Raw genomic sequence first — 13840 nt, forward strand, 5'->3', positions numbered from 1 at the left:
TATCATACCAAAATTACTTTAAATTAAGTAAAACTAAAATACAATAAGCCTTTTTAATTAATTTCTTTAATTTTCAAGGTTTTTTATGAATTTTATCAATCTTCAAGCTCAATATCTTAAATATAAAGAAGAAATCGATTCTGAAATCGCAAGTGTTTTATCAAGCTCCTCTTTTATAGGGGGTGCAAAATTAAATGAATTTGAAACAAATTTAGCCCAATACACTCATGTACAACACGCCATAGGATGCTCAAGTGGCACAAGTGCTTTATATCTTGCTTTAAGGGCTTTAGATATCAAACAAGAAGATGAAGTCATAGTGCCTAGCTTTACTTTTATAGCTACTGCTGAAATGGTAGCACTACTAGGAGCTAAGCCTGTATTTGTAGATATAAATTTAGATAATTTTAATATCGATTTTGAACTCCTAAAAAACGCCATCACTCCTAAAACAAAAGCAATTATTGCTGTGAGTATGTTTGGTCAAATGAGCAACTTACAAGAATTAAACGCCTTTTGCGAAAGCAAAAATATAAGCTTGATTGAAGATGGCGCACAAAGTTTTGGAGCAAGCTTTAAGGGTGAAAAATCTTGCTCTATTGCCAAAATTTCATGCACTAGCTTTTTTCCTTCTAAGCCTTTGGGGGCTTATGGCGATGGTGGATCGATTTTTTGTAACGATGAGAGCATAGCTAAAAAATTAAGAATTTTACTCAATCATGGACAAACTGATCGTTATAAACATGAATTTATAGGGATAAATGCTCGTCTTGATACACTTCAAGCAGCCATTTTAAATGTAAAATTAAAACACCTAGATGAAGAAATTAACAAAAGACAAGAAATAGCAAAATTCTACAACGAAAATTTGACAAATTGCCAAATTCCAAAGATTGATAAAAACGCCATCAGTGCTTATGCGCAATATAGCGTTTTAGTAGAGGATAGAGCTAGAGTTTTAAAAGCTTTTGAAAAAGCAAACATTCCTTATGCTATTCATTATCCTACACCACTTCACAAGCAACCTTGCTTCAGTGAATTTTCGCATTTAAAATTAGAAAAATCAGAATTTGCGAGTAAGCATATTTTATCCTTGCCATTTTCAGCATTTTTAAGTCAAAGTGAGCAAGAAAGTGTAATTAAAATATTTAAGGAAGGACTATGAAATTAGATCAAGTGGGCTCTTTTTTAAGACCTAAAATTTTAAAAGAAGCTAGAGAAAATTTTGCCTTGAGAAAAATCGATGAAGAACAACTTCGCAGCATTGAAGATTCTTGCATAAGAGATCTTTTAGAAGAGTGCGATAAGGCGGGAATTTATTATTTAAGTGATGGGGAATTACGCCGTTCTTGGTGGCATCTTGATTTTTACTGGGGTTTTGGCGGCATTAAAAAAATCAAAAAAGAAAAGGGTTATATCTTTAAAGGGATAGAAACAAGGGCTGAGGGCATAGAAATTGAAAGTAAAATCGAGTGCAATAACCATCCTTTTTTAAAAGATTTTGAAAGATTAATGCAAATTGCAAAAGGTTTAAAAATAGATACAAATCGCTTAAAACTTACCATTCCAAGTCCATCAATGCTTTTATATATGCTTTTTATCCGTGGGGACAAAAACACAGAATTTAATTACTATGGTAAAGATTTTACAAAACTTAAAAATGATATTTTAAATGCTTATGAAAATTTTTACAAAGAATTTGCAGCTCTTGGTGGAGTATATTTGCAACTTGATGATACAAGCTTTGGTTCTTTATGTGATTATGAATTTTGCGCTTTAAATGAGATCAACGCAGATGATATTTGTGAAGAATATGTAGATTTTTTAAATGAGAGTTTAAAAACTATGCCAAAAAACATAATGAGTGCAATTCATATTTGTCGTGGAAACTACCGCAGTCGCTATGTGGCAAGTGGGAGCTATATGAAAGTCGCTAAGAAGCTTTTTGGCGAGCTTAGAGTCGATAAATTCTTCTTAGAATTTGATGATGAAAGGGCTGGAGATTTTGAACCTTTAAAATACATCAACGATCAAATTGCGGTTTTAGGAATTCTTACTAGCAAAACCAATGAAAGTCCAAGCGTAGAAGAGTTAAAAGCAAGAGTAAAAATAGCAGCTCAATTTTTAAATCCAAAACAAATTGAAATCAGCACACAATGTGGCTTTAGCTCCACTGAAGAAGGAAATGAAATCTTCACTCATTCTCAATGGGAAAAAATCAAACTCTTAAAACAAGTTTTAAGTGAGCTTGAAAATGAAGGATTTTTCTCTTGAAAGTAGGAATTGTAGGCCTTGGAAAAATGGGACAAAACCATTTAAACGAGCTTGGTAAAAATAAAAATTTTAAGATCAACGCTTTGTTTGATATGGTTGAAAATAAAAATTTAAACGCGCCTTTTTTTATTAATTTGGATGAATTTTTAAATCAAGATAATGACATCATCATCATTGCAACACCAACAAATTCACATTTAGAAATAGCTAGAAAGGTTTTTTGTAAATGTAAATGCGTATTGATCGAAAAACCTTTAGCGCTGAATTTAAATGAAATAGATGAAATTTCAAATTTAGCTAAAAGCTATGGTGTAAAAGTGGGTGTGGGATTTTGTGAAAGATTTAATCCTGCGGTTTTAGCTCTAAAAAAAGAGCTTCAAAATGAAGAAATTATCAGCATCAATATACAAAGATTTTCCACTTATCCGCAAAGAATCAGTGATGTAGGAATTTTACAAGATTTGGCTGTGCATGATCTTGACTTGCTTCATTTTTTAAGCGCAGAGAAAATTACAAATGCTAACATTTTAAAAAGTTTCAACAAAGACAATCAAAGAGAAGATGAAAGCATTATAACCTGCAAGCTAGAAAAAACGATCGCTTGCGTGCATCAAAGCTGGAACAGTACGCAAAGACTAAGAAAAATTACACTTGTGAGTAAAAATCATTTTTACGAGGCAAATTTAGCAGATTTTTCCCTAAGTAAAGATGGACAAAACTTAGAACTGATGACACAAACACCCCTTTTTGGCGAACATATGGCTTTATATGATTTGCTTTTAAATAAGGAAAATTACCTAGCAAATATACAAAATGCTTATGCTGTGCAAGAAATTTTAGAAAAATTTTAATTTTTCTAAAATAATGCAATAAACTCCAAATAACTTGAGTTTCAATAAAACACTTAGATAAAAATTTATTGATTTTAAATCCATACTGAAGTAAAATAAAATTAAAAAAAGGTTTTTAGATGAAATTAGTTTTATTTTTAAATATGGGCGGAGCCACAAATTTACAAGATTGTGAAACTTTTTTAAAAAATATGTTTAATGATCCTTATATTTTGGGTATTAAAAATAAATTTATAAGAAGATTTGTGGCGTGGATTATTACGAAATCTCGCGTAAAAGCTATGAGAGAAAATTATAAACAAATGGGTGGAAAATCTCCACTCAATGAACTTACTCAAAGTTTGTGCGAAAAGCTTAATGCAAAAACAAAAGACTTTAAATTTGATTTTGTCAATCTTTATGTGCCGCCTTTTGCCAATGAAGTTTTGCAAAAATACACTTTAAGTGAAAATGATGAAATCATTCTTTTTCCACTTTATCCACACCACTCAAGCACCACAGTTACTTCATCGCTTGAAGTTTTGCAAAATGAAATTTTAAAACAAAAAATCAAGGCAAAAATAAAGATTGTAGATATTTTTTACGAAGATGAGCTTTATAATGAGACGATTGTTTCTCATATTTTGACCAAAAAAAGTGAGTTTGATGCTAAAACTTTAATTTTTTCAGCACATTCTTTACCGCAAAGCATTATTGACAAGGGCGATTTATATGAAAAACATGTCAATCATCATGTAGAACTTTTAAAAGAAAGATTAAAAGATCATTTTGATGAGATTATCTTAGCTTACCAATCAAAACTAGGACCAGTAAAATGGCTTGAACCAAATACAAGCGATATTTTGGCAAATTTAGATAACAAAGCTTTGATTTATCCTATTTCTTTTTGCATAGATTGTTCTGAAACGATTTTTGAGCTAGGTATGGAGTATAAACATTTAGCAAAGTGCGATTATGATTTAATCACTTGCCCAAATGATAGTGATGAATTTATCCACTTTATTTTAAAGTATTTGTCTGATTTTAATTAAGAATGATTTTGAAGTCCTTGTTTATGATTACAAGGACTTTTTAGTAAAAATTTAGCCAACTAAGCTAAAGTATAAGCTTTTTCTCCGTGCAAACTCACATCTAAGCCTTTTTGCTCTACTTCTTCTTTTACTCTTAAGTCTGTAAAACAAGAGATAATCTTAAAAATAACAAAGCTTATAAGAGCTGACAAAACCACACAAATCACAATAGCAAAAATTTGCTCTTTTAAAAGTTCCAAACTTCCGCTGATAAAAAATCCCTCGCCAAGTGCATTTTGGGCAATCACATTAGGATTTACTTTAGCACTTGCAAAAAGCCCTGTGGCAATTCCTCCCCAAATACCTCCGATTCCATGCAAAGAAAAGGCATCTAAAGAATCATCCCATTTAAGTTTGTATTTGATAAAACTTAAACCAAAATAACAAAACACAGAAGACAAAGTCCCTATAACAAGAGAAGCATAAATATCTACATAACCGCAAGCTGGAGTAATTCCCACAAGCCCTGCTACAAGCCCACTAAGTCCACCTAAAATAGTCGGTTTTTTATGGATGAGCCACTCAAGTACCACCCAAGATAAAAAGCCACAAGCTGCTGATATAATACTTACTATAAAAGCATTGATAGCAATATCATTCATTTCGCCAGCACTTCCAGCATTAAAACCTAACCATCCTATAAAAAGCAAAATCGCACCCAAGAAAGCATAAGGAATAGAATGCGCGTTTTTATCCTCATCATCACTTTTTCTAGCGCCTACCATCAAAGCTCCTACAAGTCCGGCAACCCCAGAGCTAATATGCACAACACCGCCCCCAGCAAAATCAAGACTTCCTCTTTTAAGCAAAAATCCCTCACTGCTCCAAATCATATGCGCTAACACATCATAAACTAAAGTACTCCAAAAAAGTAGAAATATCACCAAAACACCCAGTTTGATTCTTCCCACCAAAGAGCCTGTTATAATAGCAGATGCAATAAGTGCAAACATCATTTGAAAAATCACAAAAAGAATATTTGGAACGCCTGAAGCGTTGTATCCGCTAATACCCTCTAAGAGGAAATTCTCGAAATTTCCTACAAGCCCAAGTCCTTCATCTTTACCAAAAGAAAGACTAAATCCAAGCACTACCCATTGTAAAGTAATAACACCAAAAACAATAAAGCAATTCATTATGGTATTAAGAGTATTTTTACTTCTTACCATACCTGAATAAAACATTGCCAAAGCTGGAGTCATAAGCAAAACTAGCAAAGTACACAACACAATAAAACTTGAATTTATCGCATTCATTTACCTATCCTTTCTTACAAAATTTAATTGCGAGATAATTATATTTAAAATGATTTAAAAAAATATAAATTTAAGAAATATTTTATATATTTTTTTTATCAAAGTTTATTTTTTTATATGAAATTACTATAAATAGGGATTTTAAAAAATATTTCACTTCTCTATAATTCAAATTTACTAGCATTAAAATAAAAATTTAGGGCTAAACTAAAACAATAAAAAAGAATTCTTGCAAGATAATAAAGAAAATTTTGATGATTTGGTAAAAGTTTTTTTTAAATTAAAAGTAGAAATTATCTAGTATTAAAAAAGCAATTGCGTTTTAAAATAGCCTAAAAGCTCTTCTTTGGCTTTGAAGATATCATCAGTGTTTAGCTCAAAATCTATTTTTTGTGGCTTTTTATAACTCTTATCATAATAAGCCAAAAGCAAAGCAATAAGCCTTTGCCATTCTCTTTGCTCATAACTTTTTAGCAAATCCTGACGAAAATTTACACTGATATAAGGACTGATCTTAGCAAGACATTCTTTAAATTTTAAAGGAGTCATTTTTTCTTGATAGATCTTTTGTATCCTGTCTATGCGCTTTTCTAAAGAACAAAAACAATGAATTTTAAATGCTTTTTGCATTTTTTCATAAAGCTTTAAAGGTAAAACTATTTCACCTATTTTACGACTTTCGCTCTCTATAAAGATAAAATCTTTTAAAGAGTTTAAAGTATAAAAAAGGTTTGCTTCAAAAGCTTTTTGCGTAGGCTGAGCACCTAAAATATCACCAAAAGATGATCCTAGATGATTTGCCATTTTTTCTAAATTTAAATGATGGGGCAAAAGCTCCAAAAGTTCTGTCTTTCCACAGCCTGTATTACCACAAAGAGCAAAAAAATCTAAATTTATTTCATTATCAAAATAATGCGCCAAAAAACTTCTATAAGCTTTAAAGCCACCCTTTAAACGCACCACTCTATAGCCCAATTCGCTCAAAATCACTGCAATAGATTTTGAACGCAAACCCCCACGAGAGCAGTAAATTCCGATCTTATCTCCTATACGGAATTTGTGGGCAAGCTCTAAGATATGCTTTGACATATTTTGACAAATATAACTCGCACCCCTAGCCTTAGCCAAAGCTTGATTTTTTTTATAAATTGTTCCTATTTCTTGATATTCTTCATCATTTAAAGCATAAAAATTCAACGCCCCTATCAAATGAGAATGTAAAAATTCCCTAGGGCTTCTTGCATCGATTAAAAGAGAGAAATTTTCTTTTTGAAATTCTGCAAAATCTACTTCATTTAACATTTTTAAACGCCAAAACAAGTTTTTGATAAACTTGTTCTATATTGGTACCACAAACCCTAGTCTCTCCTATAGTGGTGATAAAATTAGTATCCCCTGCCCAACGCGGCACTAGGTGATAATGACAATGAGGAGCTATCCCAGCACCCGCATCTTTACTTAAATTCATACCGATATTTACCCCACCTGCATGGAGTTCACTTTTTAAAATTCTTACCCCTAGACGCACAAATTGACTTATCTCTTGCCAAGCTTCATCACTTAAATTTTCTATATACTCTTCATGCAAATAAGGTATTATCATAAAATGCCCTGCAGAATAAGGATAGCGGTTCATCACGCCAAAACAATACTTAGCTCTAAAAATCACTCCTAATTCTTCGTCGCTTTTGATTTTATTAGCACAATCACAAAAAGGGCACTCGCTCTTTTCTTTTTCAAAATACTCACTTCGCCATGGTGCATACAAATACTGCATTTTTATCCTTTTAAAGCAAGGCTTTCAAAGCCTCTCCTTCATCGTTTTGACGCATAAAATATTCTCCGATTAAAAAAGCATCAACGCCTAAATTTTGCAAATGCCTTAAAAAATCTTTATCCTCTAAACCACTTTCTGCGATAATAATTTTTGAATTTGGAATTTGTGGGATGAGTTTTTCGCATAAATTCATATCCATAGAAAAATCATCCAAATTGCGATGATTTATGCCTATAATATCAGCTCCTGAAAAAATCGCTTTGCTCAAATCTTCTTTATCGTGAATTTCCACCAAGGCTTCAAGTCCCAAATGTCTTGTAAATTCAAGCAATCTTTTAAGCTCTTTCATACTTAACATTCTAGCGATAAGCAAAACAAAATCCGCCCCATAAACCAAAGCTTCTAAAATTTGATACTCATCAAAAATAAAATCCTTTCGCAACAAAGGAGCGTGCGTATAACGGCGTATCATGCTAAGGTATTCTAAACTCCCTTGAAAAAAATGCGGTTCTGTTAAAACTGAAATAGCAGCAGCTCCATTTTTTTCGTATTTTAAAGCTATATCTAAAGGATCAAAATTTTCCCTTATAACCCCTTTACTTGGACTAGCTTTTTTAACCTCTGCGATAATTCTTACTTCATTTTCTATTCTTTTTAAAGCAGCTTTAACATCTTTAGGAAAAAAAGGATTCGATGCTAAAGATCGTCCCAACATATCATAAGGCAGTTGCGCCTTACGCTCTTTTAAATCTTCTTTAGTTTTTTCAAAAATTTTATCTAAAATCATGGTTTAATACACGCCTTTATTGCTTTTGCATGAGCCTTGCTCTCATCAGAATTTGCAAATTCTTTATCCTCTAAAGTTTGCTTCAAAATTTCCCAAGCCTTTTTACAATCACCTTGTTTATAATACCCCCACGCTAAAGAATCCAAATAGTATAAATTTTGAGGCTCTTTTTTTAAGGCAAGTTCAACCAATTTCATACCTTTTTTAAGATCTAAATCATAATCTATCAATAAATACCCATAATAATTCAAATACAAAGCATCACTATTTTCATCAATCGCATTAGAAAATTTTTCGCTCACAAGAGCAACAACCTGCGGAGTGATTTTTTTATTCAAATTTGCTTCTTCAAATTCAAACACTGCTGCACGCAAAAGATATTCTTTCTCTTGAGTGCGTTTATAAATTTGCATACTAAGATCTTTAGCCTTGTTGTATAATTTTAACCTTTGATATAAATAAAGCTTCATATCATCATCTGCATTATATTTTAAAGCAAAATGCAATGCTTCTTTGTCTTTGTTTTGAGAACTTAAAAGCTCGATAAGAGCTAGGATAAAGCTTTTGTTTTTTGTAATATTATAAAGCTCTATATAAATTTCTTGTAAAGCTTTGCTATTGCCCTTATCATTATAAATCTTTGCTAGTAAAATGCAAGTTTTAAGAGTGCAACCATTAATATTTTTTGAATTTTCTAGTATATTTTTAATGCTTGAAGTATCATTTAATATAGCATAAACACCCACGAGCTTAAACAAAATCTCCTCGTTTTGAACTTGATTATAGGCTAGTTGATAATATTTTATGGCATCTTTTAAATTATTTTGGCGTATTAATACATCTCCATAAAGCTCTAAATTTCTTGGATCATCACTTTTTTTCTTTAAAAGCCCTTGGATAAGCTCTTGAGCTTCTTTAAGATTATAAGAATTTAAGGCATAAAGTGCACTAAGACGCTTAAGATTATCACTCTTATCAAGATAAGGCTTGGCTATATTATTTATCTCTTCTTTTTTATCAAGGTTGTTTGCTAGAGTTAGCAAAAATGCATTTTCTAAAAAATTAGTAATATTATAATCTCTAAAAAGTGCCAAAAACTCATCCCTAGCTTCTTCATATTGATTAAAATATTCATAATTATAAGCTTTCATGATCCTTAAATCAAATTCATTGCTCTTTTGCTGCTTATAATCGGGGTAAGCTATAATCGTTTTTGAAGCCCCACACGCAGTTAAAAAAAAGCCTATTAAGACAAATAACAAATTCCTATACATTCTTTTTTTAGCTCCTCTTGATGTGTTTTAAAATATTCCCAAAAAGGAAAGGTGCGGCATTGCTTCGGACGAAAATCATAAATAGAGCAATTTCTTTTTTCCTTATCGAAAAAAATACATGCAAATCCATCTTCAAATTCAACTTCCTTAAAACTCATTCTAAAGCCTACCTTTTTTAAATATTTCAAAGCAAATTCTTTTTCATCTAATTGCAAATGCTCTCTCAAAGCCTTTAACTCTTCCTTGTTTGCAAAAATATTTCCACTTTCTCCTGTGCAACATTTTCCACCGCATTCTTGACAAGCATTTTCATTAAATCCATAAGAAAAATCTTTATTAAATATCATAACTTTCCAACCTAAATCTAGAGTGAATCTCTTGCATTTGCTCACTCAAATTCTCATTTTTATAGATAAAAAAAGGGGGTAAAATCTCACAAGGCGATTTTACACTTTTTCTAGCTTGCACCAAGACAAGTCTTGCTGAAATATTTTGATGAGTATGTACAAAACGAATTTTAGTTAATTTTAGCTTTTTACTCTCTAAAACAAGGCAAATTTTATCTAAAGCCAAGGCTTCGTAACAAAAATACAATACCCCCATAGGTTTTAACAAAGCATTGGATCTAACAATAAATTCATTTAAAGTCAAATATTTTTGAAATTTACTTATATTTTTATGCGTATTTTTACCCTCATGCGCCCCATCTCTATAAAAAGGTGGATTACAAACTATAAAATCAAATTTTTTATCATTTTGAAAATTTCTAAAATCTTCATGCAATACTCCAGCTTGTATATTATTTTGTTTTAGATTACGATGAATGAGTTCTATATTTTCTTGTTGTATATCAAGCAAAGATAAATCTAAATTAGAAACAAATTTTTTAAGTAAAATTCCTATAATACCACATCCCGAACCTACTTCCAAGACTTGATTTTTAATACCCATTTCTAAAACAAAATCAGCTAAAAGTAAAGAATCGCTGTTGTAACGATAACCATCACTCAATTGGGCTAATTTAATACTATCTTGCATTTTCAATGGGTTGGAATTTTAATTCTTTTTAAAGGAGTATTTTCTTTGCTTGTGTTTTGTTCTTGTTTTAAAGCATTATTTTGACTTGCAAAATCTATAAAATTTTGAGCAAAAAGTAAGGAAGATAATGATATTGTGAAAAAAAATTTCAACATAATTTTCCTTGAAATTTATATTCTATTTAAGTTTATTTAAAAATTTAAATGGTGTCCACGGCGAGATTCGAACTCACGGCCTCAAAATTAGGAATTTTGCGCTCTATCCTGCTGAGCTACGAGGACAGAAAGCGGGAAAAATCCCGCTAAAAATTTAACCGTTTCTTTTTTTGATGATTTCATCCGCAACATTTTTAGGAACTTCATCATAATGATCAAATTCCATAGAATAAGTCGCACGACCTTGAGTTTGACTTCTAAGATCAGTAGAATAACCAAACATTTCAGCCAAAGGACAAAATGCTGTGATGATTTTATTTCCACCACGCTCATCCATGCTATTTACTTGACCACGGCGTTTGTTAAGATCTCCAATAACATCGCCCATGTAATCTTCAGGAGTTTCTACTTCAACTTTCATCATAGGCTCTAAGATCACAGCACCTGCTTTTCTAGCACCTTCTTTAAAGCCCATAGAAGCAGCAAGTTTAAACGCCATCTCAGATGAATCCACCTCGTGATAACTTCCATCATAAACAGTTACTTTAACATCTTCCACAGGATAACCTGCTAAAACACCATTTTGCAATGCTTCTTGAACACCTTTATCAACCGCAGGAATATATTCTTTTGGAATTACCCCACCTTTGATATCATTAACAAACTCATATCCACTACCTGGCTCAAGTGGCTCAAGGCGTAAGAATACATGTCCGTATTGACCACGACCGCCTGATTGCTTAGCGTATTTGTATTCTTGTTCAACAGTTTTTCTAATGGTTTCGCGGTAAGCAACTTGAGGTTGTCCCACTTCAGCTTCCACTTTAAATTCACGAAGCATACGATCAACAATAATTTCAAGGTGTAATTCACCCATACCTGAAATGATAGTTTGGCCACTTTCTTCATCTGTAGAAACTCTAAAACTTGGATCTTCTTGTGCTAATTTATTTAAAGCAATAGACATTTTTTCTTGATCTGCTTTAGTTTTTGGTTCTACTGCAACAGAAATAACAGGATCTGGGAAATCCATTCTTTCAAGAATTACCTTATCTTTTTCACTTGCAAGAGTATCCCCTGTTAAAGTATCTTTAAGTCCTACAACTGCACCGATTTCTCCTGCGTAAAGAACTTTAATTTCTTCTCTTTTATTAGAGTGCATTTTTAACAAACGACCAATTCTTTCTTTTTTATCTTTGGTTGAGTTATAAGCATAAGAACCGCTTTCTAAACATCCACGATAAACACGCACGAAAGTAAGTTGTCCTACAAATGGATCTGTCATAATTTTAAATGCAAGTCCTGCAAATTCGCCATCATCGGTTGATTTTACAGAAACTTCTGTGCCGTCTTCATATTCACCCTTGATATTTGCCACTTCATCAGGAGCTGGTAAATAAGCCACAACAGCATCAAGTAAAGGTTGAACACCCTTATTTTTAAATGCAGTTCCACAAAGCATAGGAACAATAGAAAGACTTAAACACCCTGCTTTAATACCAGTTTTAATTTCCTCAAGGCTTAATTCTTCACCGCCTAGATATTTTTCCATCAACTCATCTGAAGTTTCTGAAACCGCTTCTATCATTTTAGTGCGATATTCTTCTGCTTTTTCTTTAAGCTCAGCAGGAATTTCTTTTTCTACATAATCTGTTGGCTTAGTATCATCTTCCCAAACTAAAGCTTTCATAGTTACAAGATCGATAACACCTTTGAAATTATCTTCAGCACCAATTGGAATTTGAAGTGGAACTGGATTAGCTTTTAAGCGATTACGAATTTGATCTTCTACATTATAGAAGTTTGCGCCGATTCTATCCATTTTATTTACAAAAACTATTCTTGGAACACCATATTTATTTGCTTGTCTCCAAACAGTTTCGCTTTGAGGTTGCACCCCACCTACTGAACAAAATACTGCAACAGCACCATCAAGAACACGCATAGATCTTTCAACTTCTATGGTGAAATCCACGTGGCCCGGAGTGTCTATAAGATTGATTTGATGATCTTTCCAAAAACAAGTTGTAGCCGCAGAAGTGATAGTAATCCCGCGCTCTTTCTCTTGTTCCATCCAGTCCATAGTTGCAGCACCATCATGAACTTCACCGATTTTATGACTCATACCTGTAAAGAAAAGAATTCTTTCAGATGTAGTCGTTTTACCCGCATCAATGTGAGCAGCAATACCGATATTTCTAACTTTTTTTAAAGGAGTACTTCTTGACATACACACTCCTTCTTACCAACGATAGTGAGCAAATGCTTTATTTGCTTCAGCCATTTTATAAGTATCTTCTTTCTTCTTAAATGAAGCACCTTTGCTATTTGCTGCATCTAAAAGCTCAGCTGCAAGTTTATCAATCATAGTTCTTTCACTTCTTTTTCTTGCAAAAGAAATAATCCAACGAATCGCCAAAGCTTGTTGTCTAGCAGGACGAACTTCAACTGGAACTTGATAAGTTGCACCACCTACACGACGAGATTTTACTTCTAATAAAGGCTTAATATTTTCAATCGCATCATTAAAAATATCAATACCTTTTTTCTCGCCACCTTTTTTATCAATAGCTTCCAAAGCACCATACATAATTGTTGTAGCTGTGCTTTTTTTGCCATCATACATTAAAGAATTAATAAATTTTGTGATTACTTTATTACCATAAATCGGATCAGGTAAAACTTCTCTTACCGGAGCTTTTCTTCTTCTCATTATTTTTCCTTCAAATTTTAAATTTTACTCAAACAAAATCAAATCTAACGGATTTGTCTGTATGAATGATTATTTTGCAGCGCCTGCTTTAGGGCGTTTAGTGCCGTATTTAGAACGAGAAACTGTTCTTTTTGCAACACCTGCTGTATCAAGAGCACCACGAACGATGTGATATTTAACCCCTGGTAAGTCTTTTACCCTACCACCACGCACTAAAACAATGCTGTGTTCTTGCAAGTTATGACCTTCACCGCCGATATAGCTGATCACTTCAAAGCCACTGGTAAGTCTTACTTTGGCAACTTTTCTTAACGCTGAGTTTGGTTTTTTAGGTGTTGTAGTATAAACCCTAGTGCAAACTCCCCTTCTTTGTGGACAATTTTTAAGCGCTGGAGATTTAGATTTTTCTAAAACTTTTTTGCGCTCTTTTCTAACCAATTGATTTATGGTAGGCACAATAATTCCTTTCTTTAAAAAATATAATAAACTTTAGATGATATCTAAATTTTACTTATAAGATTATAAACTATAAATAATTTAAATCTTTTTGCAAATTTTCTAAAAATAAATTTACAAAGATAAATGTTTTATTGGTGGAAAATGAAAATACTTTACCCTTTAATATTTGTTTTGCATTTCAGTTTT

The 13840-nt window shown here is 32.2% G+C and carries 15 protein-coding genes and 1 tRNA gene; 4 read left to right on the forward strand and 12 right to left on the reverse strand.

Going from position 1 to position 13840, the window contains the following annotated elements; translation table 11 throughout:
* Window positions 1-85 precede the first annotated feature (85 nt).
* The 4 genes from KAR67_RS00950 to hemH all read left to right on the forward strand — a co-directional run bounded on the left by KAR67_RS00950 (window position 86) and on the right by hemH (window position 4156).
* Complete coding sequence (locus KAR67_RS00950; protein WP_162284559.1) at window positions 86-1165, forward strand: DegT/DnrJ/EryC1/StrS aminotransferase family protein; 1080 nt, start codon at window positions 86-88, stop codon at window positions 1163-1165.
* Entirely contained in the window at window positions 1162-2274 is a 1113-nt protein-coding gene (locus KAR67_RS00955; RefSeq protein ID WP_002831872.1) for a cobalamin-independent methionine synthase II family protein, read from the forward strand. Before KAR67_RS00950 ends, KAR67_RS00955 begins: the two co-directional genes overlap by 4 nt.
* Complete coding sequence (locus tag KAR67_RS00960; protein ID WP_162284560.1) at window positions 2271-3125, forward strand: Gfo/Idh/MocA family oxidoreductase; 855 nt, start codon at window positions 2271-2273, stop codon at window positions 3123-3125. The genes KAR67_RS00955 and KAR67_RS00960 overlap by 4 nt, the downstream gene beginning before the upstream one ends.
* 119 nt (window positions 3126-3244) lie before the next feature.
* Entirely contained in the window at window positions 3245-4156 is a 912-nt protein-coding gene (gene hemH, locus KAR67_RS00965; RefSeq protein WP_002823718.1) for a ferrochelatase, read from the forward strand.
* Between the two features lie 59 nt (window positions 4157-4215).
* Here the strand turns inward: hemH and KAR67_RS00970 are convergent, their stop codons facing one another.
* From KAR67_RS00970 to rpsL, 12 genes are all read right to left on the reverse strand, one after another.
* A complete protein-coding gene (locus KAR67_RS00970; protein ID WP_002780812.1) occupies window positions 4216-5451 on the reverse strand; it encodes an ammonium transporter in 1236 nt (411 codons plus the stop codon).
* Between the two features lie 303 nt (window positions 5452-5754).
* Window positions 5755-6753, reverse strand: coding sequence for a tRNA 2-selenouridine(34) synthase MnmH (gene mnmH, locus KAR67_RS00975; RefSeq protein ID WP_002780810.1), 999 nt, complete (start codon window positions 6751-6753; stop codon window positions 5755-5757).
* Complete coding sequence (locus KAR67_RS00980) at window positions 6743-7228, reverse strand: HIT domain-containing protein (RefSeq protein WP_162284561.1); 486 nt, start codon at window positions 7226-7228, stop codon at window positions 6743-6745. The genes mnmH and KAR67_RS00980 overlap by 11 nt, the downstream gene beginning before the upstream one ends.
* A gap of 10 nt (window positions 7229-7238) precedes the next feature.
* Complete coding sequence (gene trpC / locus KAR67_RS00985) at window positions 7239-8015, reverse strand: indole-3-glycerol phosphate synthase TrpC (protein WP_002780808.1); 777 nt, start codon at window positions 8013-8015, stop codon at window positions 7239-7241.
* Window positions 8012-9289 carry a hypothetical protein gene (locus KAR67_RS00990; protein WP_002779477.1) on the reverse strand — a complete coding sequence of 426 codons (1278 nt, stop codon included), beginning with the start codon at window positions 9287-9289 and terminating at the stop codon, window positions 8012-8014. Before KAR67_RS00990 ends, trpC begins: the two co-directional genes overlap by 4 nt.
* The gene (locus KAR67_RS00995; protein WP_002779476.1) at window positions 9262-9636 is read right to left on the reverse strand and encodes a YkgJ family cysteine cluster protein; all 375 of its coding nucleotides are present in this window, start codon (window positions 9634-9636) and stop codon (window positions 9262-9264) included. Before KAR67_RS00995 ends, KAR67_RS00990 begins: the two co-directional genes overlap by 28 nt.
* A complete protein-coding gene (locus tag KAR67_RS01000; protein ID WP_002779475.1) occupies window positions 9626-10327 on the reverse strand; it encodes a methyltransferase in 702 nt (233 codons plus the stop codon). The genes KAR67_RS00995 and KAR67_RS01000 overlap by 11 nt, the downstream gene beginning before the upstream one ends.
* 2 nt (window positions 10328-10329) lie before the next feature.
* Window positions 10330-10482 carry a hypothetical protein gene (locus KAR67_RS01005; RefSeq protein ID WP_002779473.1) on the reverse strand — a complete coding sequence of 51 codons (153 nt, stop codon included), beginning with the start codon at window positions 10480-10482 and terminating at the stop codon, window positions 10330-10332.
* Window positions 10483-10531: 49 nt separating this feature from the next.
* Window positions 10532-10608 (reverse strand) — tRNA-Arg (locus tag KAR67_RS01010).
* Between the two features lie 28 nt (window positions 10609-10636).
* On the reverse strand, window positions 10637-12712 hold the full coding sequence (fusA, locus tag KAR67_RS01015; RefSeq protein ID WP_002779472.1) for an elongation factor G: 2076 nt from the start codon (window positions 12710-12712) through the stop codon (window positions 10637-10639).
* Between the two features lie 12 nt (window positions 12713-12724).
* The gene (rpsG, locus tag KAR67_RS01020; protein WP_002779471.1) at window positions 12725-13195 is read right to left on the reverse strand and encodes a 30S ribosomal protein S7; all 471 of its coding nucleotides are present in this window, start codon (window positions 13193-13195) and stop codon (window positions 12725-12727) included.
* 69 nt (window positions 13196-13264) lie between these two features.
* Window positions 13265-13651: a 30S ribosomal protein S12 gene (gene rpsL / locus KAR67_RS01025; protein WP_002779470.1), complete on the reverse strand. Its 387-nt coding sequence runs from the start codon at window positions 13649-13651 to the stop codon at window positions 13265-13267.
* Window positions 13652-13840: the final 189 nt, after the last annotated feature.

Source organism: Campylobacter sp. JH32 (assembly GCF_017846535.1).
Classification (GTDB): domain Bacteria; phylum Campylobacterota; class Campylobacteria; order Campylobacterales; family Campylobacteraceae; genus Campylobacter_D; species Campylobacter_D coli.

Coding starts and splice junctions, on each gene's coding strand:
- KAR67_RS00950 (WP_162284559.1), top strand. CDS start 86: ATGAATTTTATCAATCTTCAAGCTCAATATCTTAAATATAAAGAAGAA.
- KAR67_RS00955 (WP_002831872.1), top strand. CDS start 1,162: ATGAAATTAGATCAAGTGGGCTCTTTTTTAAGACCTAAAATTTTAAAA.
- hemH (WP_002823718.1), top strand. CDS start 3,245: ATGAAATTAGTTTTATTTTTAAATATGGGCGGAGCCACAAATTTACAA.
- KAR67_RS00970 (WP_002780812.1), bottom strand. CDS start 5,451: ATGAATGCGATAAATTCAAGTTTTATTGTGTTGTGTACTTTGCTAGTT.
- mnmH (WP_002780810.1), bottom strand. CDS start 6,753: ATGTTAAATGAAGTAGATTTTGCAGAATTTCAAAAAGAAAATTTCTCT.
- KAR67_RS00980 (WP_162284561.1), bottom strand. CDS start 7,228: ATGCAGTATTTGTATGCACCATGGCGAAGTGAGTATTTTGAAAAAGAA.
- trpC (WP_002780808.1), bottom strand. CDS start 8,015: ATGATTTTAGATAAAATTTTTGAAAAAACTAAAGAAGATTTAAAAGAG.
- KAR67_RS00990 (WP_002779477.1), bottom strand. CDS start 9,289: ATGTATAGGAATTTGTTATTTGTCTTAATAGGCTTTTTTTTAACTGCG.
- KAR67_RS00995 (WP_002779476.1), bottom strand. CDS start 9,636: ATGATATTTAATAAAGATTTTTCTTATGGATTTAATGAAAATGCTTGT.
- KAR67_RS01000 (WP_002779475.1), bottom strand. CDS start 10,327: ATGCAAGATAGTATTAAATTAGCCCAATTGAGTGATGGTTATCGTTAC.
- KAR67_RS01005 (WP_002779473.1), bottom strand. CDS start 10,482: ATGTTGAAATTTTTTTTCACAATATCATTATCTTCCTTACTTTTTGCT.
- fusA (WP_002779472.1), bottom strand. CDS start 12,712: ATGTCAAGAAGTACTCCTTTAAAAAAAGTTAGAAATATCGGTATTGCT.
- rpsG (WP_002779471.1), bottom strand. CDS start 13,195: ATGAGAAGAAGAAAAGCTCCGGTAAGAGAAGTTTTACCTGATCCGATT.